The 17378-nt window shown below is 62.3% G+C and carries 16 protein-coding genes; 5 read left to right on the plus strand and 11 right to left on the minus strand.

Annotation, left to right across the window (positions count from 1 at the left end):
• Window positions 1-138 precede the first annotated feature (138 nt).
• On the minus strand, window positions 139-903 hold the full coding sequence (locus AZF01_RS15185) for an SDR family NAD(P)-dependent oxidoreductase (RefSeq protein WP_024709362.1): 765 nt from the start codon (window positions 901-903) through the stop codon (window positions 139-141).
• Between the two features lie 196 nt (window positions 904-1099).
• Complete coding sequence (locus AZF01_RS15190) at window positions 1100-1993, minus strand: LysR family transcriptional regulator (RefSeq protein WP_024709361.1); 894 nt, start codon at window positions 1991-1993, stop codon at window positions 1100-1102.
• 101 nt (window positions 1994-2094) lie between these two features.
• On the opposite strand from AZF01_RS15190, the gene AZF01_RS15195 reads away from it, so the two are divergent.
• Together AZF01_RS15195 and AZF01_RS15200 are read left to right on the plus strand one after the other, a co-directional pair.
• Window positions 2095-2823, plus strand: a complete 729-nt coding sequence (locus AZF01_RS15195; RefSeq protein WP_024709360.1) for an SDR family oxidoreductase — start codon at window positions 2095-2097, stop codon at window positions 2821-2823.
• 15 nt (window positions 2824-2838) lie between these two features.
• On the plus strand, window positions 2839-3051 hold the full coding sequence (locus tag AZF01_RS15200; RefSeq protein ID WP_024709359.1) for a 4-oxalocrotonate tautomerase family protein: 213 nt from the start codon (window positions 2839-2841) through the stop codon (window positions 3049-3051).
• 77 nt (window positions 3052-3128) lie between these two features.
• Here AZF01_RS15200 and lysS read toward each other — a convergent pair whose 3' ends face one another.
• From lysS to AZF01_RS15215, 3 genes are all read right to left on the minus strand, one after another.
• Window positions 3129-4616, minus strand: a complete 1488-nt coding sequence (gene lysS, locus AZF01_RS15205) for a lysine--tRNA ligase (RefSeq protein ID WP_024709358.1) — start codon at window positions 4614-4616, stop codon at window positions 3129-3131.
• Between the two features lies 1 nt (window position 4617).
• Complete coding sequence (gene gltX / locus AZF01_RS15210) at window positions 4618-6084, minus strand: glutamate--tRNA ligase (protein ID WP_024709357.1); 1467 nt, start codon at window positions 6082-6084, stop codon at window positions 4618-4620.
• 171 nt (window positions 6085-6255) lie between these two features.
• Window positions 6256-6975 (minus strand): TerC family protein, encoded by a 720-nt coding sequence (locus AZF01_RS15215; protein ID WP_371260702.1) that lies wholly within the window; start codon window positions 6973-6975, stop codon window positions 6256-6258.
• A gap of 333 nt (window positions 6976-7308) precedes the next feature.
• Here AZF01_RS15215 and AZF01_RS15220 point away from each other — a divergent pair, with 333 nt between their 5' ends.
• Entirely contained in the window at window positions 7309-8439 is a 1131-nt protein-coding gene (locus AZF01_RS15220; protein ID WP_024709355.1) for an HlyD family secretion protein, read from the plus strand.
• A gap of 40 nt (window positions 8440-8479) precedes the next feature.
• Window positions 8480-10084: a DHA2 family efflux MFS transporter permease subunit gene (locus tag AZF01_RS15225; RefSeq protein WP_024709354.1), complete on the plus strand. Its 1605-nt coding sequence runs from the start codon at window positions 8480-8482 to the stop codon at window positions 10082-10084.
• Between the two features lie 16 nt (window positions 10085-10100).
• On the opposite strand, the gene AZF01_RS15230 is transcribed toward AZF01_RS15225, so the two are convergent.
• From AZF01_RS15230 to AZF01_RS15245, 4 genes are all read right to left on the minus strand, one after another.
• Window positions 10101-10724 (minus strand): TetR/AcrR family transcriptional regulator, encoded by a 624-nt coding sequence (locus AZF01_RS15230; RefSeq protein ID WP_024709353.1) that lies wholly within the window; start codon window positions 10722-10724, stop codon window positions 10101-10103.
• Window positions 10725-10913: 189 nt separating this feature from the next.
• Window positions 10914-11903 (minus strand): Hsp33 family molecular chaperone, encoded by a 990-nt coding sequence (locus AZF01_RS15235; protein ID WP_024709352.1) that lies wholly within the window; start codon window positions 11901-11903, stop codon window positions 10914-10916.
• Between the two features lie 40 nt (window positions 11904-11943).
• Window positions 11944-12864 (minus strand): ornithine carbamoyltransferase, encoded by a 921-nt coding sequence (gene argF / locus AZF01_RS15240; RefSeq protein WP_024709351.1) that lies wholly within the window; start codon window positions 12862-12864, stop codon window positions 11944-11946.
• A 22-nt stretch (window positions 12865-12886) separates the two neighbouring features.
• Window positions 12887-14077, minus strand: coding sequence for an aspartate aminotransferase family protein (locus AZF01_RS15245; RefSeq protein ID WP_024709350.1), 1191 nt, complete (start codon window positions 14075-14077; stop codon window positions 12887-12889).
• A 381-nt stretch (window positions 14078-14458) separates the two neighbouring features.
• On the opposite strand from AZF01_RS15245, the gene AZF01_RS15250 reads away from it, so the two are divergent.
• Window positions 14459-15019: a GcrA family cell cycle regulator gene (locus AZF01_RS15250; protein ID WP_024709349.1), complete on the plus strand. Its 561-nt coding sequence runs from the start codon at window positions 14459-14461 to the stop codon at window positions 15017-15019.
• 80 nt (window positions 15020-15099) lie between these two features.
• Here AZF01_RS15250 and AZF01_RS15255 read toward each other — a convergent pair whose 3' ends face one another.
• Window positions 15100-15699 (minus strand): GNAT family N-acetyltransferase, encoded by a 600-nt coding sequence (locus tag AZF01_RS15255; RefSeq protein ID WP_024709348.1) that lies wholly within the window; start codon window positions 15697-15699, stop codon window positions 15100-15102.
• 126 nt (window positions 15700-15825) lie between these two features.
• Window positions 15826-16959, minus strand: a complete 1134-nt coding sequence (gene odc2 / locus AZF01_RS15260) for an ornithine/lysine decarboxylase (protein WP_024709347.1) — start codon at window positions 16957-16959, stop codon at window positions 15826-15828.
• Window positions 16960-17378 lie beyond the last annotated feature (419 nt).

Genomic DNA, 17378 nt, shown 5'->3' on the forward strand with positions numbered 1-17378 from the left:
TCGCGACGGCAAGGTCGCGGGAGAGAGATCTTGGCGCAACGGCCCGAAAATCGGAATCGATTCTCGGAAAGCACTATGCGTAGCTAAAATAGGTCAGAGCGTTCTTTGTGCGTCCGAATGGGACGCACGGCGCTGTCGTCAGTCGGCCGTCATGCCGCCATCGACGGGCAGGCGCACGCCGGTGACGAATTTGGCCTGATCACTGGCGAGATAGACGACGGCATCGGCGATCTCGTCAGGCTCGGCATAGCGCTGCAGCGGAATGCTGGCGGCGAACCCCTTCTTGGCCTCGCCGCCATGGCCGGGCGCAAACCCTTCCTCCAGCGAACGCATCATCCGCGTTTCGACCGGCGAGGGATGGATCGAATTGACCCTGATGCCATCGCGCGCGCCCTCAAGGGCAGCGGTGCGCATCAGTCCGACCAGCGCGTGTTTCGAGGTGATGTAGGCCGAGACATCCGGCGTGCCACCAAGGCCTGCCACCGAGGCCATGATCACCACATTGCCCTTGGTTTTCTTCAGTTCCGGCATGGCATATTTAAGGCCGAGAAAGATGCCGCGGACATTGACCGCCATCACCTTGTCGAACATCTCTGTCGGGTAATCGGTGATGGGCTTCACGACGCCCTCAATGCCGGCATTCGCGACAAGAATGTCGAGCTTGCCGAACTTTTCGACCGCGGCCGCGACATAAGCCTGCGTCTGCTCGGGATCGGTAACGTCCGCCACGGCATAGGCCGCCTTGTCATGGCCGAGTTCCGCAACCGCATCCTTCAGCGCATCCTCATCAAGGTCCACCAGCAGCACCTTGGCGCCTTCGACGGTCATGCGCTTGGCCGTGGCAATCCCGATCCCGCCGGCACCACCCGTGATAATGGCCACTTTGTCTTTGAGTTGAGCCATTTCAACCTCCCATTATTGTCTCTCATGGATGTGGGAAGCGAGAGGTTCACAGACAAGAACCGTGACGCGATTGTAACCCGTTTTCAGACGAAGCCTGGAGCGGCTCCGTCTTTCATGGAAACGCGGAACCGCTCTATCTCTTTGTTTTGATGCATCTTCGCAGACGCCAGGTGTTTCCATCTGAATGCGAAACGCGCTAAATCCTCGTATGTGCGAAGATCTCGCCAATCCAGTCGAGAAAAACGCGAAGTCGCGGCGCCGTCTGGCGGTTTTGCGGATAAAGCGCCGAAAGGGGGGTCGGCGGCGGCGGAAACGCAGGCAGCACCTCGACCATCCGCCCGGCCTTGAGGTCTTCCTCGAAATGATAGCGGGGCGCCTGCACGAGGCCGAAACCGAGCCGGCCAAGTTCGAGCGCCGTGCCGGAATCATTCGCCGTCACCCTGCAATCGAGTTTCACGAAGCGCGTCCGGCCGTTCTCCGAGAGCTCCAGCGGCATCACCTCGCCCGTGCGCGAGGACACGAAGCCGACCGCGCGATGACCGGGCAGGTCGTCGGGCGTTTCGGGCACGCCGTGGACAGCGAGATAGGCGGGACTGGCGCAGGTGGCCTCGTCGAGATGCCCGAGCCTTCGGACAATCAACCCGCTGTCTTCCAGTTCGCCGGCGCGGATAACGCAGTCAACCCCCTCGCGCACCAGGTCCACATAGCGATCCCCCTGGCCGAAATGCAGATCGAGACCCGGATAGCGTTTCAGGAACGCCGAAAGGCGGGGCAGCAGGAAAGTCCGAGTCAGGTGCGGATGGGCGTCGATGCGCAGAAGCCCGATCGGGCCTTCCGCCCGGAACGCCGATTCCGCCGCCTCGACCTCGGCAAGGATCGAGAGCGCCCGCATGTAGAAGGCCTCACCCTCCAGCGTCAGCGTGACATGCCGCGTCGTGCGTTGCAGAAGCCTTGTACCGAGATCGGCCTCAAGCGACTGGATGGCCGCCGTCGCCGTGGATCGCGAAAGGCCGAGGTCATTTGCGGCCGCCGAAAAGCTGCCGCGCTCGGCAATGCGGGTGAAGAGTTGCATGCGATCCAGTCTGTCCATGATCCATTGTTCATCACAGCCGAATTATATTGTCAATTTTCTCCTGATTGTTTGCCGAAACTTCGCGTCTATCTTTTGCCCGAACAGAAAAGGAGACCCACATGACCAAGACAGCAATCGTGACCGGCGCATCGCGCGGCATCGGCGCGGAGATCGCAAGACGCCTGGCCGGGGGAGGCATCAACGTCATCGTCAACTACGCAAACAGCAAGGAGGCGGCCGAGACCGTCGTCGCCGGGATCACCGAGGCCGGCGGCAGGGCCATTGCCGTGCGGGCTGATCTCGCCGCCATCAACGGCATGACGACATTGTTCGATGCCGCCGAAAACCATTTCGGCAAAGCCGACATTCTCATCAACAATGGCGGCGTGCTGCTTCTGGCCCCGTTCAAGGATTTCGACGACGAGACCTTTGCCCGCGAGGTCGATATCAATTTCGGCGGCACGTTCCGGGGCATCCGCGCGGCAGCAAGCCGGCTGGCGGACGGAGGGCGGATCGTCAATTTCTCCACCAGCGTCGTCGGCACCAAACTGCCGTCCTATGGCGTCTACGCCGCGACCAAGGCCGCCGTGGAGACCATGACCCATATTGCCGCCAAGGAGCTCGCGGGGCGCGGAATCACGGTCAACGCCGTTGCCCCCGGCCCGGTCGCGACGGAACTGTTCCTTGATGGCAAGAGCGAGGAACTGATCGCCCGCCTGACCGGCATGATCCCGGCTGGACGCCTCGGCGAGCCAGCCGATATCGCCGATGTTGTCGCCTTTCTCGTCTCCGACGAGAGCCGCTACATCACAGGCCAGGTGATCCGCGTCAATGGCGGCATGGTTTGAAGCAAGGAGAAACAAATGCCATTTGTGAACATCAAAACCCCGGAAGCGGCGCTGACCAACGCCCAGAAAGCAGAGATCGGCCATCGCGTCACCGACATGCTCGTGGAATATTTTACGGAAGCAGCGCGCGTACACACGATGGTGCTGATTGAGGAGGTGAAGGACGGTGGCTATTACCGCGCCGACGAAACCTTTGTCATCCCCGAGGACTACAGACAGAAGGAATGACGCCTGCGAAGAAGAAAAAGGCCCGGACGGTCCACCGTCCGGGCCTTTTTCTTCTTTGTACGCAGGGCGTTCCGCAGTCAATCCTTGTGGCGGCGGGCCGGGAAGAGGATGACGTCGCGGATCGAGGGGCCGTCGGTCAGAAGCATGATCAGGCGGTCGATGCCGATGCCAAGTCCGCCCGCCGGCGGCATGCCGTGGTCCATGGCGTTGAGGAAATCGTCGTCCAGCTTCTTTTCCATCTCGCCACGGGCATGGGCCTGCTCGAGCTGCTCGACCATGCGGCGGCGCTGCTCGAGCGGATCATTGAGTTCGGAGAACGCATTGCCGAGCTCCCAGCCGTTGACATAGGTCTCGAAGCGTTCGACCAGACGCGGCTCGCCCGGAACTTCCTTGGCGAAGGGCGAAATGTCCTTCGGGAAATGCGTGACATGGCACGGCTGGATCAGCGATGCTTCCAGTGTCTCCTCGAAGATGAAAGCCAGGCATTCACCCCAGGTCCAGTCGCTCTCGATCTCGAAACCGGCGGCTTCGGCGGCTTCGCGGGCCTCCTCGTCGGTCGCGATCGACAGGAAATCGATCCCGGTCGCCTCCTTCACGGCGTCGGGCATCGGCACACGCTTGAACGGGCCCTTGAAATTGAGCTCGATCTCGCCAAACTTCACCGCCGTGCTGTCGTGGAGCGTCACAGCGAGCGTCTCGAACATGCGCTCGACAATACCCATCATGTCCTCGTAATCGGCATAGGCCCAGTAACACTCCATCATCGTGAACTCGGGATTGTGCCGGGTGGAGACGCCCTCGTTGCGGAAGTTGCGGTTGACCTCGAACACCTTGTCGGTGAGCCCGGAAACCAGGATGCGCTTCAGGTAGAGCTCCGGCGCGATCCTCAGATACATGTCCATGTCGAGCGCGTTGTGGTGGGTCTTGAACGGATCGGCCGACGCGCCGCCATAGATAGACTGCAGCATCGGCGTCTCGACTTCCATGAAGCCCTCGCCTTCGAGGAAACGACGCACGCCGGAGAGGATCTTCGAGCGCTGGATGAAGCGCAGCTTCGAATCCTCATTGCTCATGATGTCGAGATAGCGCTGGCGATAGCGCGTCTCGATGTCGGCGAGACCATGATATTTCTCCGGCATCGGCTTCAATGCCTTGGTGAGCATGGTGATCTCATGCGCATTGATGGTCAGCTCGCCGCGCTTGGTGCGGCGGACGACGCCGGTGACGCCGACGATATCGGCGAGGTCGACCAGCGACCACATCTCCCGCACTTCTTCCGGCGTCGTGTCCTTGTGGGAAAAGATCTGGATCTTGCCCGAGGCATCGCGCAGGTCAACGAACATGCCGGAATTGCGCATGGAATAGACGCGGCCGGCAACGGTAACGACATCCTCGGTCATCGTGTCGTCGGGAAGGTCGGCATATTTTTCCGCCAGTTCCGCATTGGTGATCGTGCGGTGGAAATGGGCCGGATAGACGTCGCCGATCTTCTCGCGCAGGATTTCAAGCTTCTGCGCGCGCACTTCCGTGGCGTCGGAGGAGAGTTCTTCGGTCTTCTTGTTCATCTTACTTCTTTGCCTCTTCTGCGACCATGCCTGCAACGACGGCCTCGGCATTCTTCAGGCGCTGGCGCACCACGGCGCGGCCGAGGATCGCCATACTGTCGAACAGCGGCAGCGAACGCGAGGAACCGGACATGGCGACAAACAGCGGCGCGACAACAATGCGCAGCTTCTTGTCCATGTCATCGGCAAGCTGGCGCAGCGCCTCTTCCACGGTCGTCGCGTTCCATTCGGTCAACTTTTCCAGTACGGGCTGGACGGCCTTTAGGATCTCAAGAATTTCTTCCGGATTGGTTTTCTTGATCTTCGCAAACGCTTCCGCCGCCGGCACCATGTCCGACTGCAGCAGGAAGCCCATCAGCGCCGGGAGTTCGCCAAGTTTGGTGATCCGGCTCTGGGAGAGTTTCAGCCCGTCCTTCAGCCGAGCATTCTCAGAGGCCCAGGCGGCGACGCGGAGAATGAACTCCTCCTCCGAAAGCGTCTCGCGCAGGAAACGGCCGTTCAGCCATTCGAGCTTCTGCGTGTCGAAGACGGCGCCCGACTTGTTGAGGTTGTCCTGATCGAACTTCTCGATCAGCTCATCCATCGACATCAGTTCCTCGCCCTCGGCGATCTGGATGAAGAACAGGCCGAGGAAGTTCATCAGCGCTTCCGGCAGATAGCCGAGCGCCGAGTAATAGGAGATCGAGGTCGGGTTCTTGCGCTTCGACAGTTTCGACTTGTCGGGATTGCGCATCAGCGGCAGATGGAAGAACTGCGGCGGCTCGAGCCCCAGATAGGTGTAAAGAAGGATGTGCTTCGGCACCGAGGCCAGCCACTCCTCGCCGCGCGCCACATGGGTGATCTTCATCAGGTGGTCGTCGACGACATTGGCCATGTGATAGGTCGGCATGCCGTCGGCCTTCAAGAGAACCTGCATGTCGACCGCATCCCACGGGATCTCGACATCGCCATAGACGCCGTCGGTAAATTTGCACGCGCCCTCTTCCGGAATCTTCATGCGCACGACATTGGGCTCGCCCGCCTCGATGCGGGCTTTCACCTCTTCGGCCTTCAGATGCATGCAGAGCCCGTCATATTTCGGGGCGCGGCCTTCGGCGCGCTGTCCGGCGCGCATGCGCTCCAGACGCTCGGGCGTGCAGAAGCAATGGAAGGCGTGGCCTTCTTCCACCAGCCTGTCGACGAATGGCCTGTAGATGTCCTTGCGGTCGGACTGGCGGTAGGGACCATACTCGCCGCCGACATCGGGGCCCTCATCCCATTCGAGCCCGCACCATTTCAACGCATCGAGCACGTTCTTCTCATATTCGGGGGTCGATCGCGAAGCGTCCGTGTCCTCGATGCGGAGAATGAAGGTGCCGCCCATCTTCTTGGCGTAGAGATAGTTGAAAAGCGCCGTATAGGCTGTGCCGACATGCGGCTCGCCGGTGGGAGAAGGCGCAATGCGCAGGCGGGGGCCGGTTGTGCTCATCGTGTTCGTCCATGCTGCCGGCCGGATCGGGTGACGGTCATATCCGGCCGAGAGAGTTCTTCCAGTGCTGAAATTCGCTGAAGCCGCAAGGCGTCCATGGCCCGTCAGTCAAGGCGGCTCTGTCTGGCCTGCCTTAGGCCATATTCAACCCTTTCCGTCAAGCCGTCAGGCTCAATGGCCGGGCGATGCGCCTTCCGTGGCGGGCTTTTCGCCGCCTTCGGCCCGGTCCAGCCGGCGCTTGCGGCGCGCCAGCATGTTGAGAAACTCCACAAGACCCGAAAACGCCATCGCGGCATAGACATATCCCTTGGGCACGTGGAAGCCGAGCCCGTCTGCGATCAACGTCATCCCGATCATCAGCAGGAAGGCAAGCGCCAGCATGACGATGGTGGGGTTGGCCTCGATGAAGCGGGCAAGCGGGCCGGAGGCGACCAGCATCAGCGTGACGGCGACGACGACGGCAATGACCATGATCGGCAGATGATCGGTCATGCCGACGGCGGTAATGATGCTGTCGATCGAGAACACGAGGTCAAGCAGCAGAATCTGGAAAATCGCCGCCGAAAAGCCCGCCTTGACCGCACCGCCGACAATGTCGCCGGGCCCGTCCTCGGGGTCGACGCTGTGGTGGATTTCCTTCGTCGCCTTCCAGACCAGAAACAGGCCGCCGGCGATCAGGATGATATCCTTCCAGGAGAAATCATGGCCAAAGGCTGAAAACACCGGCTCCGTCAGTTGCACGATGAAGGCGACGGTCGCCAGCAGCAACAGCCGGAACACCAGCGCCAGACCGAGACCGATCCGCCGCGCGGCCTGCCGCCTGTTTGCCGGCAGCTTGTTGGTGAGGATGGATATGAAGACGAGGTTGTCGATGCCGAGCACGACTTCCATGATGATCAGGGTTACAAGCGCTGCCCAGGCTTCGGGCTGGACGGCGAGGGCCAGTAGATCGGTCACTCAATTCTCCTCATCTGCCCCGCACGGTCGTTCGTTGCAGGTATGGCGCTGTTCAATACATCGGTTCGCCGCGGCAATCCATATCCGCGCGCTCACGCTTTTCTGTCATCAACGCCGATGTCCCGATCCGGGTTCCTGGCGTCTCTCGGCTTGACAGGCCGGCGGGGGAGGCGCATTAGCATCGCCGTAAATCGAACTCACCAGTTCGAATTGTCAATTGCCAAAGCTGAACACCCTCCCATGTTCAGCCGAGAAAGGCCTTTCAGCATGAGCAATGATCACGAGGACAGTCACGCCGCTGCGGAACAGGCTCCGGCAAAGAAGTCGGGCGGCGCGCGCAGGGTCATCTTTGCCGTGATCGGCGTTGCCGTCATCGCCGGCGCCGGCTGGTTCGGTTATCAATGGTGGACGGAGGGCCGCTTCATCGTTTCCACCGATGACGCCTATATCGAAGGCGACATCGCGACGATCTCGCCTAAGGTCTCCGGCTACGTCGAAAGCGTGGAAGTCTCGAACAATGAAAAAGTCAAGAAGGGCGATCTTCTGGTCAAGATCGACGATGGCGACTATCAGAACGCGCTCGCCCAGGCCGAGGCGCAGCTCAACGCCCAGAATGTGGCGCTGAAGGCGACCGAGGCGCAGATCGGCGGCGCCAAGGCCCAGCTCAATCAGGCAAAGGCCAATCGCGACGCGCTCGATCCGCAGATCGAGAATGCGAAGAGCGCCTTCGAGCGCGCCAACACGCTGAAGGAAAAGGGCGCGGCAACCGTTGCCGCCTTCGACGATGCCAAGGCGCAGGTCGACCAGCTGAAGGCGCAGGTCGAGGCCGCCAATGCCGCAATCGAGGTGGCGAAGTCGAACATCAATACCGCCGAGGCCCAGCTTGCCCAGCAGCAGGCGGCGTTGAAGGAACGCCGGCTCGCCGTTGACATGGCCAAGCGCAATCTCGCCTTCACCGAAATTCACGCGCCTTTTGACGGCGTCTTCGGCAACCGCAACGTCCAGGTCGGCGACCTCGTTTCCTCCGGCGCCCGCCTCGGCGCGCTGGTTCCGACAGAGGACCTCTATATCGTCGCCAATTTCAAGGAGACGGACCTTGATCGCCTGGGCATCGGAGAAGAGGTTCATGTCAGCGTCGACGCCTTCAAGGATGATGACTTCACCGGCAAGGTCGTTTCCTTCTCGCCGGCCTCGGGCGCGGTCTTCGCGCTCCTGCCGCCGCAAAACGCGACCGGCAATTTCACCAAAGTCGTCCAGCGCATTCCGGTTCATATTTCCATTCCGCAGGAGATGCTCGACCGGGGCTATCTGAAGGCCGGTCTTTCGGTCACGGCCGAAGCCGACAGCCGCACCGCGCCCGACGGCACGCTCGGCAAGGTCGTCGCCGGCAACCGCTAACGGACAAAGGCCGAGCGCCCTCCCACCGGACAGGTGAACCATGACAGAGATTGCCGAAAGCACAGCCCGCAGCGAGAACGCGCCGGCGGCACCCCCGCAGGCGCCTTCGGAGCACGTCAGCGCACGCACATGGGCGGCCTTCGTCATCATGGCCTTCGGCATGTTCATGGCGATCCTCGACATCCAGATCGTCGCATCCGCGCTCACCGATATCCAGGCCGGCATCTCTGCGAGCGCCGATGAAATCGCCTGGGTGCAGACCTCCTATCTGATCGCCGAAGTGATCATGATCCCGCTGTCGGGCATTCTGGCGCGGATATTTTCCACCCGCGTGGTGTTTTCGGTTTCCGCCGCCGCCTTCACCGCCTGCAGCGCGCTTTGCGCCACGGCCACCTCTATCGACCAGATGATCATCTACCGGGCGCTGCAGGGCTTCATGTCGGGCGGCCTGGTGCCGGCCGTCTTTGCCGTTGCCTTCACCGCCTTTCCGCCGTCCAAACGCTCGACCGTCATTCCCGTTGTCGGCCTCGTGGCAACGATGGCGCCGACCATCGGGCCCACGATCGGCGGTTATCTCGTCGATGCCTTTTCCTGGCACTGGCTGTTCCTGATCAATGTCGTGCCCGGCATACTGGTGACGATCGGGGCCTGGCTGCTGATCGACTTCGACAGGCCCGACTATTCGATCATGAAGCACTTCGACTGGTTCGGGCTCATCGCCATGGCTCTCTTTCTCGGCTCGCTCGAGTATTTTCTCGAGGAAGGCAATATCGAAGGCTGGTTCCAGGCCGATGTCATCCGCTACGCCTTCGTCATCATGGTCGGCGCCGGCATCGCCTTCTTCTACCGTTCCTTCACCAGCCGCTATCCGGTGGTCGACCTGAGGGCTTTCGGCAATTTCAACTTCGCCGTCGGGTCGATTTTTTCCTTTTCGCTCGGCATCGGGCTTTATGGCCTCGTCTATCTCTTCCCGCTCTACATGGCGCGCATTCGCGGCTATGACGCCCTCATGATCGGCGAGACGATGTTCGTCACCGGCGCCTTCATGATGGCGACGGCACCCGTCGCCGGCATCCTCCAGAACAAGCTCGATCCACGCGTGATGATGGGGATCGGCCTCGGACTTTTCGCGCTCTGCACCTGGCAGATGACGCATATCACCGCCGAATGGGACTATTGGGAACTGTTCTGGCCGCAGGCCGGACGCGGCGTGGCGCTGATGATCTCGATGATCCCGGTTTCCAATATCGCGCTCGGCACGCTGCCGCCGCAGGACGTCAAGAACGCGTCCGGCCTGTTCAACCTGACGCGGAACCTCGGCGGCGCGGTCGGGCTTGCGATCATCAACACCCTGCTGAGCCGGCGCGACGACTTCCACTACGATCGACTTGCCGCAAGCGTCGATGCTGCAAGCCGGACGACGCAGGAATGGGTCGGCACGCTTCAGGGGCTTTATTCCAGCCATGGCCTTGACGGCGAGAAGGCAGCGCTTCTGCAGCTTGGCCGGATGGTCTCGCAACAGGCCTGGCTGCTCGCCTTCATCGATGTCTTCGTGCTGCTGACCGTGCTGTTTGCCTTCCTGACCCTCTGCATCTTTTTCGTGCGCAAGCCGAAGGAGGGCGCAGGCGGGGGTGCGGGCCACTGAACGTATTTGGCGGAATTCAGCTCCGGGCGGAATAATGGCTCAGGAACAGGGTGACGGCATTCTCCGCCATCTCCGAAATCTCCGCCTCGCTGGGCGGCGCTTCCATCAGACCGAACAGACGGCGTTTCCAGAGATGCCCGGTGGAAAGCTCGAGAAGCTGGACGGCGGCAACGCGCGGATCTTCGGCCCGAAGCTCGCCTGTTCGGCTCCGTTCGACAACGAAGGCTGTCAGCGTGTCCACGAGATTGTCCGGATGGTCGCCAAAAAAGGCGCGCACAAGTTCGGGAAAGCGTTCGGCGACGCCGATGGCGATGCGCATCGCCTTTACGGTTTCCTCGCAGGTCATGCCGGTGGCGAGGCGCGCGGAGAAGCGCTTCAGTATATCGTCGACCGGGCCTTCCGCATTCAGCGTCGCCCTGAGATCCTCGAATATCCGCTGCTTGGCCTCGAGAATGATGGTCTGGAACAGCTCGCCCTTGTTTTCGAAATAGACGTAGATCGTCCCCTTGGAAACGCCCGCGGCGCGGGTGATGTCGTTCATGCTGGCGGCATCGAAGCCGACATTCATGAACACCTGCCGCGCGCCCTCCACAATCTGCCGGCGCTTGACCGGGTCTTCGCCCGCCGCATGCCGGCCCATTCGCCGCAGAGCGCAGCGCGCCGCCTCATCCCGCCGACAGAACCTGCTTTTTGATTTTCCGAAACCCATTTCAACCCACTCGCCGGCGCAATACCAGACAACGGAAATGCGCCGTCAGCCTTTCGCGTTTTTCTAGGGATACGCTGAGGCCCGGCGCATTTCAATCATTTAGTGAACTGAGCGGTTCGATCAGGCTTCCCGGACTTCTTCCGGCGAATAGACGTAGGGCGTCGAGCAGAACTCGCAGGTGACCGTAATCTTGCCGTCCTCGACGCTGTCGTCGACCTCCTCGGCCGTGAAGCCCTTGAGAACGCCGAGAATGCGCTCGCGCGAGCAGCTGCAGCGGTCATAGACGCCCTGAGCCGGATAGACCGTCACGCCGCGCTCGTGGAACAAGCGATAGAGCAGGCGTTCGGCGCCGACTTCCGGATCGGTCATCTCGTCAAGATCGATCGTCTCGACCAGCGCCTGCGCCTCCGTCCATGCGTCATCGGGAGCATGAGACAGCGTGCCGTCATCCCCGTCGCCGCCGTGAAGATCGGGCTGGCGCATGCGGCCCGCCTCCTCGGGGAGGAACTGCGCCACCAGGCCGCCCGCGCGCCAGCGTTCGCGCGGCTGGCCTTCTTCGTCGCGGTCGAGCAGCTTGGCAACGCCAAGCCTGACGGCGGTCGGGATCTGCTCCGACTGGCGGAAATAACCCATGGCGATCATTTCCAGCGAACTGCCGTCAAGCTCGACAATACCCTGATAGGGCTGCATGAAACTGCCCTGGTCGATGGTAAAGGCAAGCACGCCGCGGCCCAGCAGGTCCTCCGGCGTCGCCTTGCCGGCCGCAACCGCTGCCTCCAGCGCTTCTTCGCTGAAGCGGGCATAGCCGCGCAGCGCGTCCGGCGTCGAGAAGTCTGCGACCAGCAGATCGACGGGGCCGTCGCTCTTGGTCTGCACGGTGAACTTGCCCGTAAATTTCAGCGACGTGCCGATCAGCGCCGTCAGCACAACGACTTCGGCGAGAAGCCGCGCGACGGGCTCCGGGTAGTCATGGCGCGACAGGATCGCGTCGAGCAGCGGTCCGAGCTGGACCGTGCGGCCGCGCACGTCGAGCGCATCCACCTGGAAGGGCACAACCATGTCGTCTCCGGCGAAACCGAGTTCGCCGAGTTGCTGTTTCAGATCCTGCATATTTCGTCTCCTTCCCCCCTTCGCGGGGGAGGCCGGCAGCTCAGTCGATAGCTCCGAGACACCAGGCCAGTACGGATTTCTGGGCGTGAAGCCGGTTTTCGGCCTCATCGAACACGACCGATTGCGGTCCGTCCATCACCTCGTCTGTCACTTCCTCGCCGCGATGGGCCGGCAGGCAGTGCATGAAGATCGCATTGTCATTGGCCCGCCTCATCAGATCGGCATTGACCTGATAGGGCTGAAAGACATTGTGGCCACGCGCCTTGTGCTCCTGGTTCATCGAGACCCAGGTGTCGGTCACCACGCAATCGACGCCGGCAACCGCCTCCTTTGCATCCTCGAAGAAGGTCACTTCGGCACCTTCCTTGCGGGCCCAGTCGACAAAGCGGCCGTCGGGTTCGGAGCCGGGCGGCACGGCGATGTTGACGCGGTACTTGAACCGCGCCGCGCCCTCGAGGAAGGAGTGCAGCACATTGTTGCCGTCGCCGGTCCAGGCAATGGTCTTGCCTGCCACCGGGCCCAGATGCTCCTCTAAGGTCTGCAGATCGGCCATGATCTGGCAGGGGTGGGTGGCATCGGTCAGCCCGTTGATCACCGGCACGGTCGCGTATTCGGCAAGCTCCAGCAGCCGCGCGTGGTCTGTCGTGCGGATCATGATCGCGTCGACATACCGCGACAGCACGCGCGCCGTATCGCCGATCGTCTCGGCCCGGCCGAGCTGCATGTCCTTGCCCGACAGCACCAGCGTATCGCCGCCGAGCTGGCGCATGCCGACATCGAAGGATACGCGGGTGCGCGTCGACGGCTTCTCGAAGATCATCGCCAGCATCTTGCCGGCAAGCGGCTTGTCGGCGGTTCCCGCCTTCTGCGCTGCCTTGCGGGTCGCCGCGTCGTCCAGAATGTCCCGCAATGCGGATGCCGAAACGGCGGAGAGGTCGAGAAAATGTCTCGGAGAGGACATGGAACTAACTCTTTCTAATGCTTCAGGCGGACCGGGCGGGCGAGAGCTTCGCCGCAGCGCGCGAGAGCCGCGCGAGCCCTTCCCGGACGTCCTCGTCGCGGACGGTGAGCGGCGGCAGCAGGCGCACGACATTCTCGCCGGCGGGCACCGACAGCAGCTTCTCGTCACGCATCGCCGCAGCAAGCTCGCCGGCCGGCACCTTTGCCTTGACGCCGACCATCAGGCCTTCGCCGCGGATTTCCTCGATCACGTCGGGATAGCGGTCCTTCAGTTCGGCGAGCCCCTGGCGGAACAGAAGGCCCATTTCGCGGACATGCTCCAGGAAGCCATCTTCCAGCACCACGTCAAGAACGGCGTTGCCGACGGCCATGGCCAGCGGATTGCCGCCGAAAGTCGTGCCATGCACGCCCGGCACCATGCCCGAGGCCGCCTCGTCGCTGGCAAGGCAGGCGCCGACCGGGAAACCGCCGCCGATCCCCTTGGCGATCGCCATGATATCGGGTTCGACGCCGGTCTGCTGGTAGGCAAACAGCGTTCCCGTCCGCCCGACGCCGGTCTGGACCTCGTCGAAGATCAGCAACAGACCCAGTTCATCGCAGATCTCGCGCAATGCCTTGAGGAACGCCTTGTCGACGCTGCGCACGCCGCCCTCGCCCTGGATCGGCTCGATCATCAGCGCGGCCGTCGTCTCGCCGATCGTCTCCTTCAGCAGGTCGATATCACCGGCCGGAATCTGGACAAAGCCCGGCGCCTTCGGCCCGAAGCCCTCCATATACTTTGCCTGGCCGCCGGCGGCGATGGTTGCCAGCGTGCGCCCGTGAAAGGCGCCCTCGAAGGTAATGATGTCGATCTTTTCCGGATGCCCCTTGGCAAAGTGGTAGCGTCGCGCGGTCTTGATCGCGGTCTCGAGCGCCTCCGCGCCGGAATTGTTGAAGAACACCTTGTCGGCAAAGGTTTCGGCCGTCAGCCGTTCGGCGAGCCTTTCCTGGCCCGATACCTCGTAGAGGTTCGAGACATGCCAGAGCTTCTCGGCCTGATCCTTCAGCGCCTCCACCAGATGCGGATGGGCATGGCCGAGGGAATTGACGGCGACGCCGGCGGCGAAATCCAGATATCGCTCGCCCTTGTCCGTCACAAGCCAGACACCCTCGCCGCGCTCGAACCGGAGCGGTATTCTGGCGAATGTGTTGAAGAGCGGCGATGATGCGGACATGGTGATCAAGCTCCCGGCAAGGACGATATGCCAGCCAGTTTCAGTCTGGGGCGGTTGCAGAAATTAAAAATGCCGCCTCAGGCGGCGGCTCGGCATATATTGTCATCTCCGACCCCAATGTCAACAAAGCCGGTGCGGCGCCGAACGATGTCGCGCACGGCAAATGATGAATTCGAAAAACACCAAGTTGGGGAAAACCGCGAAAAAGGATTCCAGCGATTCGCTGTCGCCTTGCCACGATAGTGCCATGGGCCTAACTTAAGTCCCAACAGAGAACTGCAGGCGGCGGATCTGATCACCCGGATTGGCGACACTTTCCTGTTTCGGAGGCATTCCGGAGCATGGCGACCGATTCCGCCCGCAAACAGCCGGAGATTACCCATGAGCTGGACAGACGAGCGCGTTGAAAAACTCAAACAACTCTGGTCCGAGGGGCTGAGCGCGAGCCAGATCGCCAATCAGCTCGGCGGCGTGAGCCGCAATGCCGTCATCGGCAAGGTGCACCGTCTGGCGCTGCCGGGCCGCGCCAAGAGCGGCGGATCGGCGCCGTCTGCCGCCACCCGCGCCACAGCCCGCAACACCGCGCCGCCGCGTGCGCCGAACTTCGCCTCGCGCGCTGCCGGCCGCAAGCCTTCGGAAACGCCGGCATCGGCGCCGAGTGCGCCGCGTACCGCCGGCGCCACCGCGCTGAAGCAGGAGATCGTCGCCGAAACCGAGGCCGCGCCCGAGCAGAAGGCAGCGCCCGACAACAATGTCGTGCCGATCATGCGCAAGATCGCGCTGACCGACCTGACGGAACGGACCTGCAAATGGCCGGTCGGCGATCCCACCCAGGAGGACTTCTACTTCTGCGGCTGCGAGTCGCCGGAAAACTCGCCCTATTGCAAATACCACGCAAAGCTTGCCTATCAGCCTGTCAGCGATCGTCGCCGGGCCGGCTGAACCGGACGCTTCAGAAACCAACGGAAAAAGGCCCTCGCGGCGATGCTGCGAGGGCCTTTTGACATCCGGCAGAAAATGGATCAGGCAGCCCGCCGAAGCGGCTTGACCCGAGCCGAGGGCGCCTTGACGCCGGTGGCGACAAGAAGGCCCGCCGCGCCGGAAAGAAAACCCTCCGTCAGCTCAAGGCCGAGGAAACGGCGGCGCTCGAACGGGCCGGGCATGACGAGATGCTCCGCCTTTTCGGCGGAAAAGCCGAAGCGCTGATAATATTCCGGATCGCCGACCAGCAGGATCGCGCCGTGGCCGCGGGCTTCAGCCGCAGCAATCGCCGCGCGCATCAGGGCCGAACCGACACCCTTGCCGTTTGCGCAGGGATCGACCGCGAGCGGGCCGAGCAGCAGCGCCGGAACGGCGCGACCGGCAGCATCCACGCCGGCATCGACATGCCAGAGCCGGACCGTGCCGATCAGGACGCCGCTCTCATCGCGGGCGACAAGCGCCAGGCCTTCGGCCGGCAACCGGTTGCGGCGGAGCTTTTCCGAGGATTTCTTCTTGCGCATCGGGCCCATGGCCCGATCGAGAAGGTTTTCGCGCGCGACGGTATCGGACCCGGCTTCCTCGCCGATGGTGAAGGCCGGCGCGTCAACGACGAGAACAGTGTCCTGAAAGAAAGGGGCCATCAGACCAATCCCCTAAAAAACAGCCTCAAAAGACCGGCAGCGATTGCCGCGCCGGCGTGCTACCGAGACTGCGGCCGCAGGGAGGGCCGCAGTCTCACTTCACACCCGTCACCCGAAGAAGGTTGCTCAGATGACGTAGGACTTGAGCGGTTCGAAGCCGTTGAAGGCAACGGACGCATAGGTCGTCGTATAGGCGCCCGTGCCCTCGATCAGAACCTCGTCTCCGATCGTCAGCGTGATCGGCAGCGGATACATGGTCTTCTCGTACATCACGTCGGCGCTGTCGCAGGTCGGACCGGCCAGGACGCAGGGCTCCATCTCGTCTTCGTCGCGCTCGGTGCGGATCGGGTAGCGGATGGCTTCGTCCATGGTCTCGGCGAGACCGCCGAACTTGCCGATGTCGAGGAAGACCCAGCGATGCTTGTCATCGTCGGATTTCTTCGAGATCAGGACCACTTCCGACTTGATCACACCCGCATTGCCGACCATGCCGCGGCCCGGCTCGATGATCGTCTTCGGCAACTGGTTGCCGAAGTGACGCGAAAGGGCTGCGAAGATCGCCTGGCCGTAGGCTTCCGCCGTCGGCACGTCGCGCAGATACTTGGTCGGGAAGCCGCCGCCCATATTGACCATCTGCAGGTAGATGCCCTGCTTGGCAAGCTGGGCGAAGACGCGCTTGGCATCCGCCAGAGCCGCATCCCAGGCTTCAAGCTTGGTCATCTGCGAGCCGACATGGAAGGACACCCCGTAGCTTTCCAGTCCCAGCTGATGGGCATAGACCAGCACGTCGACGGCCATCGGCGGAACGCAGCCGAACTTGCGCGACAGCGGCCATTCGGCGCCCTCGCCATCGGTCAGCACGCGGCAGAACACCTTGGCGCCGGGGGCGGCGCGGGCGATCTTTTCAACTTCCTCATGGCAATCGACAGCAAAGAGCTTGACGCCGAGCGCATGGGCGCGGGCGATGTCACGCTCCTTCTTGATGGTGTTGCCAAAGGAAATACGCTCAGCGCCAGCGCCGGCCTCCAGGACCATTTCGATTTCGGCCACGGAGGCGCAATCGAAATTGGATCCGAGGCTGGCGAGAAGCTCAAGGATTTGCGGCGCGGGGTTGGCCTTGACCGCGTAATAGATGGCGCTGTCGGGCAGCGCGCGGCGGAAAGCCGTGTAGTTGTCGCGCACGATTTCGCGATCGACGACCAGGCAGGGGCCTTCGGGACGACGGGTCTTGAAGAATTCCGCGATACGTTCGGTGGTCATGGTAACCCTCTTCTTTCGAAGCAATGACCCTGAAGTCAGGGTCGACAAAGGGCGCATCGACCCGCGCACGAACCCGGCCGGTGGAGACCCCGGGGACCGTTTGCGGCGACCGCTCAAGATTGAACAAGCCTTGCGGCTTATCCGGCTTTGTCTGCCTTGGATTGGAGGGGTATCCCGACCGCACTTCCGGCAATGATGGTATGTGCCTCTTTAGTACCCCGGCCGTTGGAAAGCCGGGAGACACCAGAAAGGCCCGCACCGTCGTTGCTTCAAGATGTCCTCGCTTGACCGGTTGGCCGGAGAAGCGACTGGAGGGGTTAATTCCAGGTACCTTACCGAGTTCCTCACCATTCGAGGGTTCGGCGGACACCCACAGGCACGCGCGACTTTGGGCAAGCGGAGAGATATTAAAATCACTC

The organism is Martelella sp. AD-3 (genome assembly GCF_001578105.1).
GTDB lineage: Bacteria > Pseudomonadota > Alphaproteobacteria > Rhizobiales > Rhizobiaceae > Martelella.